The 22,245-nt window shown below is 62.1% G+C and carries 20 protein-coding genes; 17 read left to right on the top strand and 3 right to left on the bottom strand.

The annotated features are described in order from the left end of the window. Window positions 1-110: 110 nt before the first annotated feature. Complete coding sequence (locus AC5P68_RS03720) at window positions 111-1,238, bottom strand: PilT/PilU family type 4a pilus ATPase (protein ID WP_004141526.1); 1,128 nt, start codon at window positions 1,236-1,238, stop codon at window positions 111-113. A 121-nt stretch (window positions 1,239-1,359) separates the two neighbouring features. Here AC5P68_RS03720 and AC5P68_RS03715 point away from each other — a divergent pair, with 121 nt between their 5' ends. The 17 genes from AC5P68_RS03715 to AC5P68_RS03635 all read left to right on the top strand — a co-directional run bounded on the left by AC5P68_RS03715 (window position 1,360) and on the right by AC5P68_RS03635 (window position 20,342). Then, window positions 1,360-1,725, top strand: coding sequence for a DUF4398 domain-containing protein (locus tag AC5P68_RS03715; protein ID WP_005407961.1), 366 nt, complete (start codon window positions 1,360-1,362; stop codon window positions 1,723-1,725). Further along, the gene (locus tag AC5P68_RS03710) at window positions 1,722-2,606 is read left to right on the top strand and encodes an OmpA family protein (protein WP_005407962.1); all 885 of its coding nucleotides are present in this window, start codon (window positions 1,722-1,724) and stop codon (window positions 2,604-2,606) included. Before AC5P68_RS03715 ends, AC5P68_RS03710 begins: the two co-directional genes overlap by 4 nt. Window positions 2,607-2,930: 324 nt before the next feature. Next, a complete protein-coding gene (locus AC5P68_RS03705; protein ID WP_005407964.1) occupies window positions 2,931-3,167 on the top strand; it encodes an HP1242/YdcH family protein in 237 nt (78 codons plus the stop codon). 300 nt (window positions 3,168-3,467) lie between these two features. Continuing rightward, window positions 3,468-4,838 (top strand): pyridoxal-phosphate dependent enzyme, encoded by a 1,371-nt coding sequence (locus AC5P68_RS03700; protein WP_005407965.1) that lies wholly within the window; start codon window positions 3,468-3,470, stop codon window positions 4,836-4,838. A 123-nt stretch (window positions 4,839-4,961) separates the two neighbouring features. Next, window positions 4,962-6,134: a cystathionine gamma-synthase gene (locus tag AC5P68_RS03695; protein ID WP_231522893.1), complete on the top strand. Its 1,173-nt coding sequence runs from the start codon at window positions 4,962-4,964 to the stop codon at window positions 6,132-6,134. A 72-nt stretch (window positions 6,135-6,206) separates the two neighbouring features. Continuing rightward, window positions 6,207-7,037, top strand: coding sequence for an ABC transporter permease (locus AC5P68_RS03690; RefSeq protein WP_080240930.1), 831 nt, complete (start codon window positions 6,207-6,209; stop codon window positions 7,035-7,037). After that, window positions 7,027-8,430, top strand: a complete 1,404-nt coding sequence (locus AC5P68_RS03685) for an ABC transporter ATP-binding protein (RefSeq protein ID WP_049397550.1) — start codon at window positions 7,027-7,029, stop codon at window positions 8,428-8,430. Before AC5P68_RS03690 ends, AC5P68_RS03685 begins: the two co-directional genes overlap by 11 nt. Then, window positions 8,427-9,005 carry a CatB-related O-acetyltransferase gene (locus tag AC5P68_RS03680; protein WP_033835933.1) on the top strand — a complete coding sequence of 193 codons (579 nt, stop codon included), beginning with the start codon at window positions 8,427-8,429 and terminating at the stop codon, window positions 9,003-9,005. The genes AC5P68_RS03685 and AC5P68_RS03680 overlap by 4 nt, the downstream gene beginning before the upstream one ends. Then, a complete protein-coding gene (locus tag AC5P68_RS03675) occupies window positions 9,002-12,166 on the top strand; it encodes a class I SAM-dependent methyltransferase (RefSeq protein WP_053091559.1) in 3,165 nt (1,054 codons plus the stop codon). The genes AC5P68_RS03680 and AC5P68_RS03675 overlap by 4 nt, the downstream gene beginning before the upstream one ends. Beyond that, complete coding sequence (locus AC5P68_RS03670; RefSeq protein WP_152905570.1) at window positions 12,163-13,455, top strand: glycosyltransferase family 4 protein; 1,293 nt, start codon at window positions 12,163-12,165, stop codon at window positions 13,453-13,455. The genes AC5P68_RS03675 and AC5P68_RS03670 overlap by 4 nt, the downstream gene beginning before the upstream one ends. Before the next feature lie 53 nt (window positions 13,456-13,508). After that, entirely contained in the window at window positions 13,509-13,877 is a 369-nt protein-coding gene (locus AC5P68_RS03665) for a hypothetical protein (protein WP_051188019.1), read from the top strand. A gap of 178 nt (window positions 13,878-14,055) precedes the next feature. Then, window positions 14,056-15,918, top strand: coding sequence for a hypothetical protein (locus AC5P68_RS03660; RefSeq protein WP_152905571.1), 1,863 nt, complete (start codon window positions 14,056-14,058; stop codon window positions 15,916-15,918). Beyond that, window positions 15,918-16,352, top strand: a complete 435-nt coding sequence (locus AC5P68_RS03655; RefSeq protein ID WP_033835587.1) for a GtrA family protein — start codon at window positions 15,918-15,920, stop codon at window positions 16,350-16,352. The genes AC5P68_RS03660 and AC5P68_RS03655 overlap by 1 nt, the downstream gene beginning before the upstream one ends. After that, complete coding sequence (locus AC5P68_RS03650) at window positions 16,342-17,136, top strand: glycosyltransferase family 2 protein (protein ID WP_033835588.1); 795 nt, start codon at window positions 16,342-16,344, stop codon at window positions 17,134-17,136. The genes AC5P68_RS03655 and AC5P68_RS03650 overlap by 11 nt, the downstream gene beginning before the upstream one ends. Window positions 17,137-17,143: 7 nt before the next feature. Further along, window positions 17,144-17,878, top strand: a complete 735-nt coding sequence (locus AC5P68_RS03645) for a glycosyltransferase family protein (protein ID WP_049402806.1) — start codon at window positions 17,144-17,146, stop codon at window positions 17,876-17,878. Then, window positions 17,875-19,782 (top strand): lysylphosphatidylglycerol synthase transmembrane domain-containing protein, encoded by a 1,908-nt coding sequence (locus tag AC5P68_RS03640; protein WP_033835590.1) that lies wholly within the window; start codon window positions 17,875-17,877, stop codon window positions 19,780-19,782. Before AC5P68_RS03645 ends, AC5P68_RS03640 begins: the two co-directional genes overlap by 4 nt. Further along, entirely contained in the window at window positions 19,779-20,342 is a 564-nt protein-coding gene (locus AC5P68_RS03635; protein WP_049397552.1) for an HAD family hydrolase, read from the top strand. The genes AC5P68_RS03640 and AC5P68_RS03635 overlap by 4 nt, the downstream gene beginning before the upstream one ends. Before the next feature lie 27 nt (window positions 20,343-20,369). Here AC5P68_RS03635 and AC5P68_RS03630 read toward each other — a convergent pair whose 3' ends face one another. Both AC5P68_RS03630 and AC5P68_RS03625 read right to left on the bottom strand, forming a co-directional pair. Beyond that, window positions 20,370-21,308 carry an electron transfer flavoprotein subunit alpha/FixB family protein gene (locus tag AC5P68_RS03630; RefSeq protein ID WP_033835592.1) on the bottom strand — a complete coding sequence of 313 codons (939 nt, stop codon included), beginning with the start codon at window positions 21,306-21,308 and terminating at the stop codon, window positions 20,370-20,372. Then, the gene (locus AC5P68_RS03625) at window positions 21,308-22,054 is read right to left on the bottom strand and encodes an electron transfer flavoprotein subunit beta/FixA family protein (protein ID WP_033835593.1); all 747 of its coding nucleotides are present in this window, start codon (window positions 22,052-22,054) and stop codon (window positions 21,308-21,310) included. Before AC5P68_RS03625 ends, AC5P68_RS03630 begins: the two co-directional genes overlap by 1 nt. Window positions 22,055-22,245: the final 191 nt, after the last annotated feature.

The raw sequence follows: 22,245 nt of genomic DNA, 5'->3' as shown, positions 1-22,245 counted from the left end.
GGGTCTCATTGGATGAGACGGCCCCTGAATTTTTCAGGAAAAGGGGACGGAGGGGATCAAGTCGTATATGCACTTACGACTTGATCCCCTCCGTCCCCTTTTTCGTGCGGTCAGAAGCCGTGGGTGATGCTGGGTGCGCCGGCCGAGAAATCCGCGTACGGGTCATGCTCGCCGCTGCTGCCTTCGGACAGGCGGAACTTCAGCGCCAGGCCATCGCGCGAGTCGGCCGCGCGCAGCGCTTCCTCCTGTTCGATGGTGCCGGCCTTGGCCAGCCGGAACAGGCACTGGTCGAAACTCTCCATGCCCTCTTCCAGCGATGCTTCCATCGCCGCCTTGATCTCGTGCACCTGGCCGCGACGCAGCAGGTCGCGGATCATCGGCGTGTTGAGCAGTACTTCGGTTGCCGGCAGGCGACGGCCTTCCTTGTTCTTCACCAGGCGCTGGCTGATCACCGCACGCAGGTTCAGCGCCAGGTTCATCAGCACGTTCTTGTGCGCGCTTTCCGGGAAGAAGTTCAGGATGCGCTCGATGGTCTGGTCGGCGTTGTTGGAGTGCAGGGTGGCCAGGCACAGGTGGCCGGTTTCGGCGAAGGCGATCGCCGCCTCCATCGTCTCCGCATCCAGGATTTCACCGATCAGGATCACGTCCGGCGCTTCACGCATCGCGTTCTTCAGCGCGTTGTGGAAGGCATGGGTATCCAGCCCGACCTCGCGCTGGTTGACGATCGACATCTTGTGCTTGTGCAGGTACTCGATCGGATCCTCGATGGTGAGGATGTGACCGGTGGTGGTGCTGTTGCGGTGGTCGATCATCGACGCCAGCGAGGTGGACTTGCCGGAACCGGTGGACCCCACCACCAGCACCAGCCCGCGCGGGGTCATGATGACGTCCTTCAGCACCTGCGGCAGGTTCAGCTCCTCGATGCTCGGAATCCGGCTGCGGATGGCGCGGATGACCATGCCGACCTCGCCCCGCTGCTTGAACACGTTGACGCGGAAGCGACCGGCATCGGGCAGGGCGATGGCCATGTTGAGTTCCAGCTCGCGCTCGAACTGCGGCACCTGGCCTTCGTCCATCAGCGAGTAGGCGATCTTCTTGACCATGCCCGGCGGCAGGCCGGTGTTGCCCAGCGGATAGAGCTTCCCCTCGATCTTGATGTAGACCGGTGCCCCGGTGGTCAGAAACATGTCCGAAGCGTTCTTTTCGGTCATCAGCTTCAGGAAGTAGCCGATATCCATTGCGAATTTTCCCCAACGAAACGGCCGACGCCCGTTGCCAGCACGGTGTCGGCTTGACGACAATGGCCGTGAACCGACAACCGGTACGGCCTCCCCAATGAAACGACTTAGCTTCGCACGAATGCGCCACAGCCTGTATGTGATGGCGTTTGCATTCGCACTGTCTGCCCCCGCTTGGGCGCAGGATGGCGCGATGGAACTGGCCCAGGCCCGGCAGGCGGTCGACAAGGCCACCCAGGCCGATGCCGACCAGTACGCCCCGGACCTGATCGGGCTGGCCCGGCAGGGGCTGGAGCAGGCCCAGCGCGCCGCCGGCGACCGCCGCGAGCGCAAGAATGCCCCGGCCATGGCCCTGCGTGCCGCCGCCGATGCCGACCTGGCCCGCGTGCGCAGCGAGGAAGCCACCGTGACCGCCCAGCTGCAGCTGCGCCGCAACGAGGTCAACCAGCTGCAACGCCAGCTGTCGACCGGGGAGGATCGCCGGTGAAGCCGATGACTGCCGCAACCCTGGCCGCGCTGCTGGCGCTGCCGACCCTGGCCGTGGCCGCCGACAACCCGATGGTGGCGCAGCTGAGCCAGCGCCTGATGGCCATCCAGGCCAACCCGGATACCGCTGAGCTGGGCGCCTTCGAGCGCATGCAGGCCCAGCAGGCCATCGCCACCCTGGACAAGGCCAAGCGCCGCGACCAGGAGCTGGCCACCTACCTGGCCGAGCGCCGGGTGGAGATCGCCGAGACGGCCGTGCGTACCGCGCTGGCCGCCCGCGAGGTCGACCGCCTGGAGCGGACCCGCAGCGACCTGCTGATCGAGGCCAGCCGCCGCGACGCCGCCCGCGCCCGCCAGGAGGCCGAGCAGCTGCGCATGCAGGCACAGATGCAGGCCGAGGAGGCTGAACGCCTGCGCCAGGCCGCCGAGGCCGAGACCCTGGCCCGCCAGGACGCCGAGAACGCCCTGACCAGCGTCGCCGGCAAGCAGCAGCAGCGCCTCAGCGCCGCCCAGCAGAACGCCGCCAAGCTCGCCCGCGAGGAAGCCGAGCTGGTGTCCGGTCAGAAGCTGCCGGGCTCGAAGTTCGATGGCCGCGGCGAGGTCTTCACCTTCCGTGGCGATGCGTTTGCCGCCGGCGCCTCCAGCCTGTCCGGCGGCGCCCGCAACCAGGCCAAGGCGTTGGCCGAATACCTGAACATCGGCAAGAAGGGCCGCCTGCGCATCGAGGCTTACGACAGTGCCAACGGCGTAGGCCAGAAGCGTGCCGAGGCCCTGCGCGATGCCCTGGTTGCGGCGGGTGTCGCGAGCAACCGGATCCAGCTTGCCGGCAAGAAGGCGGCCTCCACCCAGGCACGTTCAGCCGAAGTCATCATCGCCCCGTAATTGCTTGATATTGTTTGTTTTTCGTTGTGATGAGCATTCAGCCTGAACCCCGCCCCGGCGGGGTTCGGTCTTTTTGACGCAGGGGTCTTGTACCCCGCCTTTAGCAGGCGTAGGGTCAATCGTCCGGGACGCAATGCCGCGGACCGGACGATGGGAGGGCCGGGCCGATGCAAGCAGGGCGCGAACCGCAGCAGATCGACGTGCGCAGGCCAGTGCTGCAGGTCGTTGCAGGCGTCCAGGTGGCCATCGACCGGCGCTCCTCCATGAACAACGCCCCGTGCCTTGCGGCCGGGGCGTTCGTGTATCTGTCGAAGGAGGTCCATCATGTTTGAAGATCAGCCCCAGAGCGAGATCGACGCACGTCGCGCGCGTGATCCGGAGTTCAGGGCGCTCCATGACCAGCACCGCAAGTTGAACAAGAAGTGCATGGACGCGGAGTTGGGTGTACTCCCGATCGATGATGTCACCCTGGGTCGCATGAAGCGCGAGAAGCTGCTGGCCAAGCAACGACTTCTGCGAATGTACGAAACACCGCTCCCAACGACGTCCCCCACGCTTTGACGCACCCCGTCACGCCTGGAACGGCGTGACCCGGCCATCGATGGCCCCGCCGGGCGCTCCTGCCCCGGCATCGCGGCACCGCCGATGAGGCGGCCGCGCCAAGGCACCACAGGCGGTGGTGCCTTGGCCTGCAGGCACAACTCACCGATGCGGGCGGTACCGGTCTCCTCGTCGATCCGGGGCCGTCCGCATCTCTTTCTGCGGGCTTGCGGCCCGTCTCCGCGCCGACCTGACATTCATCGCCATCCGACGGATAATCATCGGTCCGGCCCCCTGCGGCGCGAACCGAAAGTCCTCCGAATGCCCATTCATTCTTCCGTCCTCGAACTCATCGGCCAGACCCCGATCGTCAAGGCCCAGCGCCTGGACACCGGCGTCTGCGAGCTCTACCTGAAGCTCGAAAGCGCCAACCCGGGTGGATCGATCAAGGATCGCATCGGCCTGTCGATGATCGAGGCGGCGGAGCAGCGCGGCGACCTGAAGCCGGGTGCGACCCTGGTCGAGGGTACCGCCGGCAACACCGGGCTGGGCCTGGCCCTGGTCGCGCAGCAGAAGGGTTACAAGCTGATCCTGGTCGTTCCCGACAAGATGAGCCGCGAGAAGATCTTCAACCTGAAGGCGATGGGCGCCGAAGTCCGCCTGACCCGCTCGGACGTGGCCAAGGGCCATCCGGAGTACTACCAGGACCTGGCCAAGACCATCGCCGAGCAGACCCCGGGCGCCTACTTCATCAACCAGTTCGGCAACCCGGACAACCCGGCCGCGCATGAATTCGGTACCGGCCCGGAGATCCTGGAGCAGATGGGCGGCGACCTCGACGCCATCGTGTTCGGCTGCGGCAGCTCCGGCACCATGACCGGCCTGTCGCGTGCCTTCGCCAAGCTGTCGCCGAAGACCGAGCTGGTGCTGGCCGATCCGGTCGGCTCGATCCTGGCCGAATACATCAATGACGGCGTGCTCAACGACAAGTCGGGCAGCTGGCTGGTGGAGGGCATCGGCGAGGACTTCCTGCCGTCGATCTCCGACTTCAGCCGCGTCAAGAAGGCTTACGCCATCAGCGATGCCGAGAGCTTCCACACCGCGCGCGAGCTGCTGGGCAAGGAAGGCATCCTCGGCGGTTCGTCCACCGGCACCCTGCTGGCCGCGGCACTGAAGTACTGCAAGGAGCAGACCACGCCGAAGAAGGTGCTGGTGCTGGTCTGCGATACCGGCAACAAGTACCTGTCGAAGATGTACAACGACTACTGGATGCTGGACAACGGCTTCCTGGAGCGCCCGCAGCACGGTGACCTGCGCGACCTGATCCTGCGCCCGTACGGCCAGCGCGACACCGTGGTGATCGGCCCGAACGACCTGCTGACCACCGCCTACCAGCGCATGAAGCTGTACGACGTGTCGCAGCTGCCGGTGATGGACGGTGACCAGCTGGTCGGCATCGTCGACGAAAGCGACGTGCTGCTGCACGTCTATGGTGACGAAGCGCGTTTCCGCGACACCGTCGCCACGGCGATGGTCAGCAAGCTGGACCGGCTGGACGTGAAGTCGCCGATCGAGGCGCTGCTGCCGGTGTTCGACCGCGGCCAGGTGGCGATCGTGATGGACGGCAACGCCTTCCTGGGCCTGATCACCCGTATCGACCTGCTGAACTATCTGCGCCGTCGCGTGCAGTAAGCCGTTGATCGCCGACGTTCGCTGCTGAATCCCGGTTTATCCGCGTCAAAGGTCGTTAAGGCCGCGCTGGTAGACTTCCGCACCTTCGATGGCGCCGCGTGTCGGCGCCCCTCAGGAAAGAACATGTCCAACGCTACTTCCCAGGATCGCGCCCTGGCCCTGGCCACGCTGGCCATCCACGGCGGCCAATCGCCCGACCCCAGCACCGGCGCGGTGATGCCACCGATCTACGCCACCTCGACCTATGCGCAGTCCAGCCCGGGCGAGCACCAGGGCTTCGAGTACTCGCGTACCCACAACCCGACCCGCTTCGCCTACGAGCGCTGCGTAGCGTCGCTGGAAGGTGGCACCCGCGGCTTCGCCTTCGCCTCGGGCATGGCGGCCAGCTCGACCGTGATTGAACTGCTGGACGCCGGCAGCCACGTGGTGGCGATGGACGATATCTATGGCGGCAGCTTCCGCCTGTTCGAGCGTGTGCGTCGCCGCACCGCCGGGCTGGATTTCAGCTTCGTCGACCTGACCGATCTGGCGGCCTTTGAAGCGTCCATCACGCCGAAGACGAAGATGGTGTGGATCGAGACCCCGACCAACCCGATGCTGAAGATCGTGGATATCGCCGCGGTCGCCGCCATCGCCAAGCGCCATGGGCTGATCGTGGTGGTCGACAACACCTTCGCCTCGCCGATGCTGCAGCGTCCGCTGGAGATGGGGGCGGACCTGGTGCTGCATTCGGCCACCAAGTACCTCAACGGCCACTCGGACATGGTCGGTGGCATGGTGGTGGTCGGCGACAACGCCGAACTGGCCGAGCAGATGGCCTTCCTGCAGAACTCGGTGGGTGGCGTGCAGGGTCCGTTCGACAGCTTCCTGGCCCTGCGTGGCCTGAAGACCCTGCCGCTGCGTATGAAGGCGCATTGCGCCAACGCGCTGGCCCTGGCCCAGTGGCTGGAAAAGCACCCGGCGGTGGAGAAGGTGATCTACCCGGGCCTGCCGTCGCACCCGCAGCATGAGCTGGCGGGCAGGCAGATGGCCGGCTACGGCGGCATCGTTTCGATCGTGCTCAAGGGCGGTTTCGAGGCGGCCAAGCGCTTCTGCGAGAAGACCGAGCTGTTCACCCTGGCCGAGTCGCTGGGCGGCGTGGAAAGCCTGGTGAACCATCCGGCGGTGATGACGCATGCCTCGATTCCGGTCGCGCGGCGGGAACAGCTGGGTATCAGCGATGCGCTGGTAAGGCTGAGCGTGGGCGTGGAGGAGCTGGGGGATCTGCAGGTGGATCTGGAGAGGGCGTTGGTGTGAACGAACTTCTTCTGGAAACTGCTACACCCCGTTGTTCCGTTCAAGTCGGCCGCGCGAACCCAATACGAATTCATGACTGACATGCATACCCAATCAGCAGGGCCCGGCGCTCTTCTGGCCTCGTTGGCAAAACACGGTTCGTTGATCTATCAATTGGCCAAGCGTGAAGTCATCGCCCGATATCGTGGTTCTTTGGCTGGAGTTGCGTGGTCGTTCTTCAATCCGCTATTGATGCTCGCGGTCTATACGCTGGTGTTTTCCTCGATATTCAAGGTCCGCTGGGCAGGTGGTGCGGCGCAATCCACGGGTGAGTTTGCCCTGATCCTGTTCGTTGGCTTGATGATTCACGGGTTCTTCGCCGATTGCATCAATCGCGCGCCGTCCCTGATCCTGTCCAATGTCAGCTACGTGAAAAAGGTTGTCTTCCCGCTGGAAATCCTTCCATGGGTTTCCGTTGCCTCGGCGCTTTTCCACCTTGCAATCAGCGTTGTCGTGCTGTTGGTTGTGCAGTTCGCCATGGTCCAGTATCTGCCCTGGACTGCTCTCCTGCTGCCGTTGCTGCTGCTGCCCCTCCTGCTGATGACGGTGGCATTCACCTATCTCTTCGCCGCCATCGGTGTCTATCTTCGGGACATCGGCCAGCTGACGGTGATGATCACTACGGTGCTCTTCTTCCTGTCTCCCATCGTCTACCCCACCTCGAGCCTGCCGGAGCAGTTCCGCGCCTGGATCCGGTTCAGTCCCATCACCTACCCGGTAGAGCAGGCGCGCAAGCTGCTGATTTTCGGTGAAATTCCGGAGCTCTCAGGGTGGTTCATCACGATGGCGGCTGCGTTGGTACTTTTGAGCGTAGCTTTCTATGTCTACCAGAAAACCCGACGAGGATTTGCAGATGTCCTCTGACGCCAATGCAACGGGCAATGTGCAGGTGCCGCAAGAGCGGCCTGTGGCCATCCACGTGGAGTCGCTCTCCAAGCTTTACCAGATCTATGAGCATCCGCGCGATCGACTGAAACAGTTCATCCTTCCGCGTGTCTCGGGACTTATGGGTCGGGCACGACGTGACTATTTCCGCGAATACTGGGCATTGCGGGACGTCAGCTTTGACGTGCGTCGGGGGGAAGCTGTCGGCATCGTCGGCCGCAACGGCGCGGGAAAATCAACGCTTCTGCAGCTCATCTGCGGGACGCTGACGCCGACGACCGGAAGTGCCCATATCCACGGACGCGTAGCAGCACTGCTTGAGCTGGGTGCTGGCTTCAATCCTGAGTTCACCGGCCGCGAAAACGTCTACATGAGTGCCACCCTGCTGGGCCTCACGCGCCAGGAGATCGACGAACGCTACGAGGACATTCTTGCGTTCGCCGATATCGGTGATTTCGTCAACCAGCCGGTGAAGGTGTACTCAAGCGGCATGTATGTGAGGCTTGCCTTTGCGGTAATTGCCCATGTCGATGCCGACATCATGATCGTAGACGAGGCGCTGGCTGTTGGCGACAGCGTGTTCGTGCAGAAATGCATGCGCTTCCTGCGCTCGTTCCGCGAGCGTGGAACCTTGTTGTTTGTGAGCCACGATACCGGATCGGTCCTGAACTTCTGTGACCGCGCCATCTGGCTGGATAAGGGTCACGTGCGCATGCATGCATCGGCGCAGGATGTTGTGACTGAGTACATCGAGTATTGCGCGCAGGAAGTCTATGGCGAAGCAGTAAAGCTGAAGAGCATCAAGGGCGAGCGACCCAAGGAGCAGGTGGTTCCCGAGCGCAGGGAGGCAAGCCAGGTTGAGGAAGAAACCAAGCTCACATTGTTCTCCAACATCCACAATTCCGATGGTTGGACGTCCGAGGCGGCCCGCATCGAATCGGTCGAGCTGCTGGACCGTGGTCTGAGCCCGCTGAACGTATTCCGTGGCGGCGAACAGGTGACGCTGCGGATACGGGCGTCGGCGGTACGTGCACTCGAAAGCACCATTATCGGTTTCTTCGTCAAGGATCGCCTGGGGCAGTCCCTTTTCGGTGAGCACACCTATACATACGTCCCTCAGCCTTGCTCCATGGCCGCAGGAGAAACGCTGGAAGCCGAGTTCGATTTCACCATTCCGCTTCTGCCTGACGGGGACTACTCGATGACGGTCTCGATCGCGGAAGGCAATCCCTGGGACAATGTCCAGCATCATTGGCTGCACGATGCCGTGCTGATAAAGGTCGCATCGACCAAGCTGCGTTATGGCCTGGTTGGCGTCCCGTTCGAGCGTGTGGCCGTCAAGTCGCTGGGCACCAGCGGGGAGTCCGCATGACCGGTTCCCTTATTCCTGAAACGGTGGTTCACGATCCGCGCATCCAGATCGGTCGGTTCACCTATGGCAGCCCGAACTTCCGCATATGGGCCGAGCATGAATCGATCAGCATTGGTGCGTTCTGTTCCATTGCCGACGAGGTTGCGATCTTTGGCGGCGGTGAGCACAACGCGCAGTGGGTCACGACGTTTCCCTTGCGGATCGCGCTTGGCCACCCGGATGCGCATGCCGACGGTCATCCGGCCACGCGCGGCCCGACCCGCATCGGCAACGACGTCTGGATAGGACATGGCGCCACGATCATGTCAGGAGTGACTGTAGGCAATGGCGCCATCATCGGCGCGAGGGCTGTTGTGGCGAAGGACGTGCCGCCTTTCGCTGTAGTGGTGGGCAATCCGGCCCGAGTGGTGCGTTACCGCTTCGACGATGCCCAGATCCAGGCTCTGCAGCGGATCGAGTGGTGGAACTGGCCGCTTGAAAAGATTTCCGAGATGGTCCCATTGCTCTGCGGTGGGTCCGTAGAGCAGTTCATTGCCAGCGCGCAGAGCAAAGAAGAACAGGAGAACGGACGATGATCGAACTGAACAACTCTGCCTTCATCAGGCCGTTGAAGCTGCCGCCGAGCGCCTGGCACGGGCATATTCCCTTCGCTGGCTGGATAGTCGAGGCACTGCGTCCGGCGATGTTCGTTGAGCTGGGTACCCACTATGGCGCGTCCTATCTCAGCTTCTGCCAGACGATCCAGGAGCTGGGCCTTGGCACGCGCGCGTATGCCGTGGACACGTGGGAGGGCGATGAGCACGCTGCGTTCTATGGAAACTCGGTCCATGCAGGGCTGAGTGAATACCATGATGGAAAGTACAACGATTTCTCCAAGCTGCTGCGCTGCACGTTTGATCAGGCACTGGAAAAGTTCGACGACGGCAGTGTCGATCTGCTGCATATTGATGGCCTGCATACCTACGAGGCGGTACGTCACGACTTTGAAAGCTGGATGCCGAAGCTGTCCGACCGTGCCGTGGTCCTGTTCCATGACACGCAGGAGCGGCAGGGCGATTTCGGGGTCTGGCGCCTGTGGGCTGAGCTCTCTTCCCAGTACCCGTCCTTTGAGTTCAGCCACTCTCATGGGCTGGGTGTCCTGGTGGTCGGTGAGAACGCTCCAGAAGGGGTAAAGAGGCTCGGAACGCTTGATGGCGATCAGCGCAACCTCGTTGCCCATCTGTTCGCAGCGCTGGGCCACGCCGTGGCGCTGGCCTACGCGAGGGACTGGTGGCAGAACGAGGTGCATGTGCTTGGCGGCAAGGTGGCCAACCTTGAGGGCGACCTTGCCTATGTGCGCGCGGAGCACGAGCGCAGCATCGTCACGGTGAACGAGAAAAGCCAACAGTTGCATCACGCCAATGAGCAGCTGGTGGCACTGCAGAGCGCCGCCGAGGACTCCCATGGGCGGCATGAACTGGCAACTGCCATCGCCGCACTGGAGGCGGAACTGGAGAGTGCCGAATCAGAGCGGGAGGTGCTGCGGCTGAAGGTAGATGAGATCTCGCATGAACTCGGCAAGGAGCGTGAGCGGACCATCGCCGCTCAGGTCGAGTGTCGCGCAGCGGTGACGGCATTGGCTGCGCTTGAAGCGGAGCAGGTTTCAGCTCGGGCCACCATGGAAGCGGAGATCGCTCACGAGCGTGAATTGCGCGCTGCGATCATCGCCAGCCTTGAGGCGGAGCGCGCTGCCCACCAGCGTTCGATCGCAGTGCACGAAAGCGAGTCGGCCCAGCGCTTGCGGGAGCGCGAGCAGGGGCTGCTGGAAGTGGGCGTTCGCCGTCAGCGGCTGATCGGCGACATCAAAGACCGCGACGATCTTATTGCTGCGCTGACACGGGATCTGTACCAGGCGCAGCAGCGGTCTGAGACGATTGGCGCCAAAGCAGGGCGCGCCTTTGAGCGGATCTACCAGCGTTGGAATGCTCAGGGAGGCTTGCGCGCGCGCGCGCTGAACTGGGGTATCCGCAAGGCTGAGGCGCGTCATGCCCGTGCATTGGGCCGTCAGCAGCGCTCTGCCGAAGGAATTGCATTGACCCGGCCGCAGGCAGGTTTCAATCCTGCACTGCGTGCGGATTGTCAGGATCTGGCCGACTACATCGCTGTGACCGAGTTGTCTCCGCAGGCATTGGCCGAGCAGGCCTCTGCCGCGCAGGCGTTCAGCTACCGCCCGCGGGTGTCGCTGATCATTCCGATCTACAAGGTTCCGCGCCAAGTACTGGAGGAGACACTGCAGAGTGTCGAACTGCAGACCTACGGTGAGTGGGAAACCTGCCTGGCATGGGCCGATGTGGACGACCTGGAAGGATGGGAATGGTTGAAGCAGCGCTGTGTCTCCGACCCGCGGCACAAGGCGATACTCTTGGCCGCCAACGGCGGTATTTCAGAGAACTCCAATGCCGCTCTCGAACACGCAGAGGGCGAGTTCGTGGCGTTGCTCGATCACGACGATACGATTACGCCCTGGGCGCTGTTCGACATGGTAGCGGCGATGCAGGAAGGGGGCGCCGAAGTCGATTTCCTGTACTCGGACAAGGACTCCATCAACGCTGACGGGACGTGCCGGATGAACGCACTGTTCAAGCCGCAGTGGAGTCCGGAGATGCTGCATTCGGTCAACTATCTGACCCATCTGAACCTCATGCGGACCTCGGTGGTCCGCCAGGCAGGTGCATGGAACAAGGAAACCGATGGCGCCCAGGATTGGGACATTTTCTTCCGCGTGACTTCTGCGGCACGCAGGATCCTGCATGTCCCGTCCATTCACTACCATTGGCGCATCCTGCCGACGTCGACCGCATCCGGGCTGCAGACCAAGCCGTACGCGATCATGGGCCAGTTGCGCGCGCAGAAGAACTATTTTGCAAGCCGCGGGCTGCCTGCGCAGGTGAAGCGAACCGATCAGGGGTTGTTCCACATCTCCTGGCCGCCGCTTGCATCGGCTTCCGAGGTGGTTGTCATCCAGACCGGCACCACGCAACAGCTCGTGCATACGCTGAACCTTCTTCTGGTCTCCGACCTTTCCAGCATCAAGCACATTCATGCTGTTCACGTGGGTGAGGCGAGTGCCGAACTGCAGGCATTTGCGAATCTGCCCGACAGCCGGTTCGTGCTCCGCCGGCAGGATGCGTTTAGCTGGTTGGCCGTGGCCGATTGGCTGGATGCTGCATCGGCGGGCGTCGTGATGATTGATGGCCGGGCTGTAGGCTTGTCGGAAGGATTGCTGAATGAACTGCTGGGATGGGTCCACCACCATCCGGATATCGCCTGGACCTCCGCGTTGGCGGTCCGCGAGGACGGTCGAGTGGAAGAGGCTGGGCGGGTTGTCGCCGCTGACGGCAGCAGTGCGCCACTGTTTCACGGCGCACATCCGCACGAGTATGGCTGGTTTGGCGGTGCGCAGTGGTACCGAAACATGCGGGCTGCTTCACCGTTCGCGATTGCGTTTAAGATGACGAAGTTCCAAACTGCGTCACGTTTTCCTTGCGGAGACGTGGAAATGCAGCAGGCATTCACGCGTATCTGCACTGGGAGCATCGAATCGGGCGGCGGAAGAGGCTTGATCGATCCCTTTGCTGTGGTCTACATGCCTTCTGGCGCGCAGGCTGCCTGGTCTAACGACGGCGAAAAGTATCGAGCTGACCCGTACTTCAATCCGGCGTTCCGGCAAGTCAGTCCCCTGAGGCTCAACAAATGAAAAAAAGGATTCTTTCGGCCGTTCGCGCACTCCGTGGTGATCGTGTCGTCCCCGCCAATGCTTCCATCTGGGCGGGCTACACCAGCGATGCATTGGCCCTGGCCCAGATCATCGATCTCGATGTGGCAAGTCTGTCGCAACAGCAGCAGCACCCCGAGCGGGTTGCTGCCGACCCTGCCCAACGGGTCTGTGCCTGGTATCTGCCTTACTTCGACAATCCATTCTATGGCGGGGTGATGACTATTCTCCGCCTGGCCGAGAGTCTGCACCGCAGCTCGGGGATGAAGCAGCGATTCCTGATCTGCGGCCAGGCCGATCCTGTGGCCATGCAGGAAAGCCTGGGCAAGGCATTCCCGGGGCTGGCGAATTCGGAAGTGATCGTGCTCGACAGTGGCGAGAAGATCGCCCAGATACCGCCTTCGGACTATTCTGTGGCGACCCTGTGGACCACCGCCTATGTGCTGGTGGGTGTGGAGAACACCGGGTTGAAGTTCTACATGATGCAGGACTTCGAACCGGCCTTCTATCCGGCGGGCAGCACTTACGCACAGGCTGAATTCACCTACAGCTTCGGTTTCCTGGGCATCTGCAACACGCAGACCCTCAAGGAAATCTACGAGCAGCAGTACGGTGGTTCTGCGGTGCTGCTGCAGCCAAGCGTGGATACGACGGTGTTCCATCCGGGCGCGGGTGAGCGCGACGACCACGCATCAGTGAAGCGCCTGTTCTACTACGCGCGCCCGGGCACGCCCCGCAACGCGTTCGAACTTGCTGCTGCTGCGCTGCGCAAGGTGAAGGCGCGAATGGGCGATCGCGTGCAGATCATCTGTGCGGGTACGGGCTGGGATCCGGCTGAATTCGATCTGGTTGGGGTGGTGGAAAGCGTGGGCCTTCTGCCCTATCGTGAGACCGGTAACCTCTACCGCAGTTGCCATGCGGGCTTCGTCATGATGATGACGAAGCATCCCTCGTATCTGCCGTTCGAGTTGATGGCCTGCGGTACTACCGTGGTTACCAACCACAACGAGGCCAACACGTGGCTGTTGCGCGATGGCAGCAATTGCCTGCTTTCACCGCCCACCGCAAACTGCCTGGCGCAGACGCTGGTCTACGCTCTGGAGAACCATGCGAACCTCGAGGGAATGCGCAGGACTGCCGCGGAAGAAATGAAGGCGCGCTCGGGCTGGGATGAAAGCCTTGCCCGCGTTGCCAGCTTCATGAACGCGCCGGTCTTCGCGCCGCCTGCTGCATCGATCGGTAGTCAGTTCCACGCGTTGGCAAATCGCTGAGTTGATCGATTCAAGTGCTTTCGAAAAACACTATCCAAAGGGGAACAGGTTCGATGAATCAGATTAGGAATGGAGTTGTTGTTCTGGCTATCGCGCTGGGTCTTGCCGCATGCGGCAAGTCTCCGGCTGAGCGTGCGGCCGCCGAAGGCCAGCCGGCCCCAGCTGCGGAAAATCCGGCTGCGGAGCCTGCGCCGGCAGCTGCCAACCCGGTTGCTGAAAAGTACGAGGGCAAGATCGTGCGCCGCCCTGCCAGTGACGGTGGCAAAGAAGATGGTTGGTTCTTCGTTGAGCAGGGCAAGCGTCGGTGGATCAGCAATGGCGCCTGGCTGGCCGAGCACGGCCGTAGTCCGGCCGAAGTAATCGAGATCCCCGCGGCCGAGCTTGCCCAGATTCCAGAGGATCCGAATCCGCTGGGTCAGTAACGGGTCTGCTGCTGTTCTGGGGGCCGGGAGCACGATCTGCTCCCGGCCCCAGCATGCGGTCGTTTGAAAAATCACCGAGGCGGTCGGCCTCGGTTTTTACTATTCGTTTCAGTTCAACAGCGCGGCAGATATGAAGAGTCCATTGACAAAAAACAAGAACGCACTCCGGCTGATCGGGATGACGTTGCTCTTCATTGCGGCTTTCACGCTGTTCTGCCTGCGGAATCTGGACCCCATCACCTATCCATCATTGTATGCCGAGGATGGCACCTGGTTCGGGGATCTGTTGACCCGCGGTTTCTATGACACTGCGTTCGATACCAGAGTCTTTCCGATCGTTGGTTTCATCATATTTCTGCAGATTGCAAGCTGGGTAATCGACGTATTCCTGGGGGGCAATCTCTACTATCTGCCTCTTGTGTTGTTCGTGTTGTCTAACATGTTCAGTGCGGGCATGGTGCTGGTGGCTGTGCGCGTATTCCGCGGCCACCTTCCGTTCTGGGGAGTTGCCGCCATCGTACTTTCAATCGCGCTTCTGCCTGTAGGTGGAGACGCGAATGAGATCTATGGGCGGATCCTCAACCTGGGATTCATGTTCCCCTATCTGCAGACACTGCTGCTGCTGCCATTGTTCCTGCCCGGCAGTCGCCGTCGTGTAGGTATCGCCATAGGCCTCGTATTCTCCTTGATATCGGGACTCACATTCCCGGTGGGGATCGGTGTGGCAGGCGTAGCCTGCGGGTTGCTGTTGCTGAGATTCATGCATGAACGCCGTCGTGGCGATCTGGTCGCGGCCATGCTGGTGGGGCTTACCGCGCTGCTGCCGTTGCTGATGTTGACCAGTCAGACCTTCAGCGATACAGGCGCTGCCTCCATGCCGGTCAAGGTTGAGGCGTGGGTAGAGTTCGCAATGGCCCGATCGCTCCTGTATCCGATTGTTTTCTGGTTCTATTCTTCGCTGACAGATGCCTCCGTATTGCTCATCGTGGTGGCAGTGGTGGTCGCGGTAGCTGCGCAGTTGTGGCGGACGCGCAGGTCTGCAGAGCTGCCAGCAGTTTCAGCGGGTTATCCCTTGTACCTGTTCTGGGGGGCGACGCTGGTCAACCTGGCCGCCATGCTGGTCATGCGATCCGGCTTGTCGGCGATCTTTGATGGTTACAGCAGTACGTTCCCGGACCGCTACTTCACTGGACTGAATCTGCTGTTCTTCACCAGCCTGGTGCTGACGGCCTGTCGCAGCAGGTGGGGGCAGGCGGTCGCAGCTGCATTGGCAGTTCCGTTGCTGGCGACCTCCGCCGGACGGTTCGAATTGAACAGCCCATCCATGCATTGGCACTCCGTTCCAACGTGGACCAAGAGCATCTGCGAAACCGCGATGCGCGATGGTCCCCGCGCCTTCATTCCATTTGCGCCTGAGGGCTTTTCAACCGAAGTGCCGAAGGAAGAACTGACTGCTGCGCTGCTTGCGCGCTGCGCGGCGACGGAAACCAGGGCCTATGCCGACCTTCCGTTGATTTCGGCGGTTGTGTCGGATGATCTTGACAGGCCTCCTTCGGCGGCGGCCATCCGTTACGAAGGCCAGGTGGTGCGCCGTCCGGCGCAGAGTGGCGGCAAGGACGATGGATGGTTCTATGTGTCCGAAGGCAAGCGGCGTTGGATACTGGATGGCAAGTGGCTGGAAACGCAGGGGCTGACAACGGATGATGTTGTGCAGATCAGTGCTGCCGAGCTGGCGACCATTGCGGAGAATCCCAGCCCGATCACCGCCGACACTGGACCCATTGCGACCAACGGTGGAGCCACCCGCACTGCTGATCTCTACGATGGGCAGATCGTGCGCCGGGCCCCGCTGGACGGAAGCCGTCAGGATGGATGGTTCTATGTCAAGAACGGCAAGCGTCGCTGGATCGCGGACGGAGCGTGGTTGAAGGAGGCCGGACTGGAAGCCAAGGACGTCCAGGCGATTCCTGCGGAGACGTTGAGCGCGATTCCGGAGGATCCTGAACCGCTTGGTGTGGATAAGCCCCTGGAGAGCAACTGATGAAACTGCCTTGGCCGGCGTGGCAGGAAGCCCGGCGCGCGCTCGGCTTTGTGCTGTTCTCCGGCTTCGGCTGGTGTTTGGACATGTGCCTGTTCTTTGGACTTGTCCATGCACTGGCCTTGCCGCCTGGGCTGGCCAATCTCGTCAGCGCGACGACGGCGGCGATGGCGGTGTTCGTGGTGTCGAGGGTGCTGCTGTTCGATGGAGCGCGCCGCGGTGTGAAGCCGATTCTGGGTTACTTCTTCTACACTGAGGTGAATATTCTGCTGTCGGCGGCGGCGATTGAGGCGATCGCACTCCATCTCTCCTCCGCGTACACGCTGCAGTCAACGACGGCGGCAATTGCCGCCAAGATACTGGTGACGCCTCTCTCGTTGGCGTGCAATTTTTTTGTTACCCGCTGGATCTCAGGGAAAAAGGCAGATGAGCAATAGGACATTGGTGTTTGTGCCGGCTTACAACTGCGAGCGGCAAGTCCTACGCGTACTGGCACAGCTGGAAGATGGCTGGGTGCGCTCTTGCGTGTCACAGGTGATCGTCGTTGACAATGGCAGTACCGACGCAACACGGCACGTTGTCGCAGAGCATGCGCGTAAGCGCGGCGATGCCTATATTTCCCTGGTGACCAACGATGCCAACTACGGTCTTGGCGGTTCGCACAAGGTTGCTTTCCAGTATGCACTTGAGCACGGCTTCGACTGGGTGGTCGTATTGCATGGGGACGATCAAGGCACCATCGCAGACTTCCGGAGTGTGCTTGAGCGCCCCGATGCACTCGACGTTGACGCGGTCCTCGGAAGCCGTTTCATGGCCGGGTCGCATTCGCCGGGCTATTCACGGTTCCGGATTTTTGGCAACTTCGTCTTCAACGCGATCTATTCCCTGTGCCTGCGCCGACGTATCCACGATCTGGGAGCCGGCCTCAACATGTATCGGGTGAATCGCCTGCGGATCAATGAGGTCTTGCGCTACCCGGATAACCTCACATTCAACTGCGTGATGCTCTGCGCGCAGGTCATTCGCGGGGATCGGATAAGGTTCATGCCTATTTCTTGGCGCGAAGACGACCAGGTCTCCAATGTCAAACTGGTTCGTCAATCTTTCCAGACGCTGGGCATCGCATTGAGAGCGATGATTGCCCGCTCGTCCTTCCCGTCTGCCGAGCATCGGCAGCGGGTGATCTCCCGTTACTCATGGAAGGTGGTGGCCAATGACTGATGCGTGCATGATCATGCCGATGGCCGGCCGTGGTTCACGGTTCGCCCAGCAGGGTGAGCCCTTGCCCAAGCCAATGATCCAGTTGGGCGGCAAGCCGTTCTTCTACTGGGCGACCCGCAGCGTGCTACGCGAGCTTCCGCATGCGCGTTTGGTGTTCGTGGTGCTGCAGGAGCATATCGATGGCTTCGGCATCGACGCGCAGGTCAAGAGATACTTTCCTGACGCACAGGTGCTGGCCATCCCTGAGGTTACCTCCGGGGCCTTGGAAACTGTGCTGAAGGTCGGGGCCCTGGCGGGTGAGGGGCCGGTGCTGGTCAACGACTGCGACCACGCGTTCTCCTACTCGCGCCTGAAGCAGGCGATCACTGCGCTGGAGCGGGGGGCTGATGGCTTCCTTTCCCATTTTCGTTCGACAACTCCGCACTTCTCCTTCGCAGCTTACGATGCGGAGGGGCGACTGCAGCGTACTGCGGAGAAGGTCGCAATCAGTGACCGTGCCATCGCCGGCCTGTATGGTTTCCGCAGCATGCACCTGATCGAAACGGCGGCACGCTCGTATGAGCGCACCTGTCCCTATCCGGAGCTGTTCGTCAGCGGTCTGTACAATGACATCGTGGCATCCGGAGGCGAAGTGCGCGGCTTCGATCTGGACTCTCATATTCCGTTTGGTACGCCGGAAGAGTATCGCGAGGCGCTTCTCCGGAGCGAAGAGCTGCAGCGGCTGGAAGGGCCGCTGGAATGAAACCGGGCTTTTTTGTCGCAGCTGTGTTGCTGTTGCTTTTCTCGCATATTGTCCGAACCATTCGCTGGCGGGTCATCCTTTCCCGGTCCGGGGTGGAAGTGTCCAATACGCGCCCGCTCGCGGCACTCAGCGTTGGCTACCTCATCAATGCATTGCTGCCCCTGCGGCTGGGCGAGCTTGTCAGAACTGGACTGCTGTCCTATACCGTGCGAACGCGGTTTTCCACGGTCCTGGCGACAGTCTTCGTTGAGCGCCTGATCGATCTGGCCATACTCGTTCTGCTTCTCGTGGTGCTGCCCGGCTGGCCGGCTGCCCCGCAGCTGGTGCTGGGTTCGCTGGTCACATTGTTCGCGCTGGGCGCGTTTTTCGTGTTGCTGTTGTGTTCCGCTGCATCACGTCGCGCCCTGTTGATGTTGGCGTCGCTGTTCAACGACAGCCTGAAGAGCGCGATCCTGCATTTCTGCTATCTGGTGACACAGTTGCTGCTGCAGCCGTCACTGCTTGCGCGTGGGCGCTTCTGGGCGTTGACCGTCGCGATGTGGGGAGCGGCGCTTGCGTCGCTGGCGTTGTTCTCCATGGGTGCAGATCAAGACGTTGCCACCACCTTCCTTGCGGTCTACGGAGATACCACTCAAGGCCAGCCGGCATCCCTTGCTGTGTTGAAGAGCCCGTGGTTGCTGGCTTACCTGATTCTGCCGGTGCCGATCATCCTGGTGTACGCCTACCTGTCGGGATTCAATGCGTTGGCAGGTCTGCGTGGTGGCCTGCGCGCGATCAGCAGGCTTGAGGCCTACGGCGGAGGTCAGTTGAGGTCGAGATCGCAGACGTTCAATTCGCTTGGCCAATACAATGCGTTTCTGGATAGGCACTATCGTGGACGCGGCGGCTTGCTTTCCGAGTTCGAGCAGCGCGGAATCGATGACGTTCTCGTGCACCGGATCTTCCACGGTGGATCTGGTGCCGTCACTGCGCTGGTGGAAGTTGCCGGGACGCTGCGTGTCCGCAAGTTCGCGACGGGTGCGCTTGGAGCCAAGCTGCGCATCCAGCGTGAATGGTTGCAGAATTATCGCGGCGATCTTCCGCTGGTGGACATTATCGAAACCCGTGCCGATGGCGAAGACTATTTCTATGACATGGCGTTCATAGGAGGAAGCCGCGACCTGTATGAGGGTATTCACTCCGAGCCGGTCAACATGTCCATGGCCTTGCTGGACGACGTCATCGAGCGGATGTCCAGCTTCCATGCCATCAGCGCCTGCGAACCTGCGTCGGATGCGGTAGTGGCCGATTACATTGCCACCAAGGTGGTGGCGAACTATCGCACCATTCGCGCGGAGTTCCAGGACATACTCGATATGGGCTGGATTGAGCTCAACGGCGAGCCTTTCGACCTGGCCCAGCTGGAAATGATGGAGGACCCCGAAGCGTTCATCGGTCGACTGACGGACCGTCGGCAGTCCAGCATTCATGGCGACCTTACTATCGAGAACATCATGCTCGAGGGCACCGTACTGGAGCCTGGGCGCTGGTTCCTGATCGATCCCAATCCAGTCAATGGCTTCCAGTCTCCGTTGATCGACTTTGCCAAGCTGATGCAGTCCCTGCATCTGGGCTACGAGGCGTTGCACAAAGCACCCCGCGCCAGCCTCGTTGGCAACAGGCTGACAGTTGGGTTGCATCGTTCTTTCCAGTACGAGAGTGTCTATCGCCATGTGGTGGACGGGCTTACCCAGCGCCTCGGAGCCGATGGAATGCAGCAGGTATACCTGCATGAGCTGGTCAACTATCTGCGCTTGATTCCTTATCAGTTGCGCGCGAACCGTGAGGCCGGCCTCGCTTTCTTCGGGGGCCTTTGCCTGTTGGTGCGCGAGTTCCAGATCGCCTATCCGGCGCGCCCGTCATGATCAGGGCCGTCCTCGTCGATCTCGATGGGACCTTGGTCGACACGCATGCCGTCAATCTGGCGGCCTACCGCCTCGCGCTCGACGAAGAGGGGCTGCCCTACGATCACGCCACACTGGAGCGGACCGTGGGTCGCCTGGCGTGGCGGCTCATGCTGCAGTCGGTGCTTCCAGGACATCCTTGCGTGCATGAACGCGTGGCTGAACGCAAACGCCGTCTGTATGCAGGCATGGCGTCGCAGGTTCGTGTCAATGAAGCGCTGGTCGAAACGCTGCGGCTGCTACGACCGCGCGTGAGTATCGCACTGGTGACCGCGGCATCGCCGGGTTCAGTCGGTCCGCTGCTGCAGGCGAAGGGTCTTGACGACCTGTTCTCGGTGGTGGTGACCAGCGCTGACGTTGAGAAGCAGAAGCCGGATCCAGAGCCTTTCCAGCGCGCTGCGCAATTGCTCGGAGTAAGCGCCGACGAGTGCGTGGTGTTCGAGGACTCTGACGTGGGCCTTGCAGCCGCACGTGCGTTTGGCGCCCAGGTGTGGAAGGTCGAATGGGCCACTCGCCCCTGATTGGGAGCGAGTGGCCAAGCGGTTCGCCTACAGTGCCTTTTCCAGCTCCGGCAGGATCGCAAACAGATCCCCCACCAGGCCGATATCCGCAATCTCGAAGATCGGTGCATCGCCGTCCTTGTTGATCGCCACGATCGTGCCGGCATCCTTGATGCCGGTCAGGTGCTGGATGGCACCGCTGATGCCGACAGCCACGTACAGTTCCGGCGCAATGATCTTGCCGGTCTGGCCGACCTGCAGGTCGCTGGGCACATAGCCGGCATCGACGGCGGCGCGCGAGGCACCGACGGCGGCACCAAGCTTGTCCGCCAGCTGGAAGATGACCTTGAAGTTTTCTTCCGAACCGACGCCACGGCCACCGGAGACCACGCGCTTGGCGCTCTGCAGGTCCGGGCGGTCGCTGGCACCGGCGGCCAGGCCGATGAAGCGGGTGTGGGTCGGCAGCGCAGCATCGACGCTGGCCGCTTCAATGGCGGCACTGCCGCCCTGGGCGGCTTCCGGCCACGACGCGGCACGCACGGTGGCGACCACGATCTGGTCGGCCGGGGCTTCCACGGTGATGATCGCGTTGCCGGCGTAGATCGGGCGCTTGAAGGTGTGGCTGCCTTCGACGGTCATCAGGTCGGAGACCTGGTTGACGCCGAGCAGGGCGGCCACGCACGGTATCAGGTCCTTGCCGAAGGTGGTCGACGGGCCGAACACATGGGTATAGCCCTTGGCCAGCTGCGCGATCTGCGGGGCCAGTACCTGGGCGATGGCCTGGGCGTTGGCGGCGTTGGCCACGGTCAGGACCTTGGCAACGCCGGCGATCTTCGCGGCTTCAGCGGCGACGGCGGCCGGATCGGCGGCCAGCACCACCACATCGATGCTGGCACCGCTGATGGCAGCGGCGGCGCTGACGGTCTTGGCGGTGGCGGCGTTGAGCTTGCCGTCGTGGTGTTCGGCGATGACGAGAATCTTGCTCATTACAGCAGCCCCTTCTGCTTGAGTGCGGCAACCAGTTCGGCCGCGTCCTTGACCATCACACCCTTGCTGCGCTTGGACGGCGCGGCGTACTGGGTGGTCTTGAAGGTGTCGGCGGCTTCAACGCCCAGATCGGCCAGCTGCAGGGTCTCCAGCGGCTTGGCCTTGGCCTTCATGATGTCCGGCAGCTTGATGAAGCGCGGTTCGTTCAGGCGCAGGTCGGTGGTGACCACCGCCGGGAGGTCCACTTCCAGCGTTTCCAGGCCGGCGTCGACCTCGCGGGTCACCGTGGCCTTGCCGTCGGCGACCTCGAGCTTGCTGGCGAAGGTCGCCTGCGGGCGGCCCCAGAGCGTGGCCAGCATCTGGCCGGTCTGGTTGGCGTCATCGTCGATGGCCTGCTTGCCGAGGATCACCAGGTCCGGCTGTTCTTTCTCGATCAGCTTGAGCAGGGTGCGTGCGGCGGTGAGTGGCTGGATGGCCTGGTCGGTGACCACATGGACCGCGCGGTTGGCGCCCATGGCCAGGCCGTTGCGCAGGTGCGCCTGGGCATCGGCCGGAGCGATGGTGGCGACCACCACTTCGCTGGCGATGCCCTTGTCGCGCAGGCGCAGGGCTTCTTCCAGCGCGATTTCATCGAAGGGGTTGGGCGACAGCTTGACGCCGTCGGTGACCACGCCGGAACCGTCCGGCTTGACCTGAATGCGGACGTTGTAGTCCACCACGCGCTTGTACGCGACGAGGATTTTCATCTGGTACGGGGTCCTTGTAGCGCCGGCCGCTGGCCGGCTCACATTTGCTGGAGATCATCCGGTCCTGCGACAGCAACCGGTTCGGGGGTGGGACCCTGATTCTAGCTGGCTTGGGGGGACCATGCGAATGCGTATGGAAAATATTGCAATGCAGCACGAAAAGCCGTGATAGCGCGTCCCGCTGACACGTT

The sequence above is a fragment of the Stenotrophomonas sp. YJH_SMC_58 genome (genome assembly GCF_059369635.1).
The sequence above is the reverse complement of the archived record's forward strand: the minus strand, read 5'-3'. Positions and strand labels throughout refer to the sequence as shown.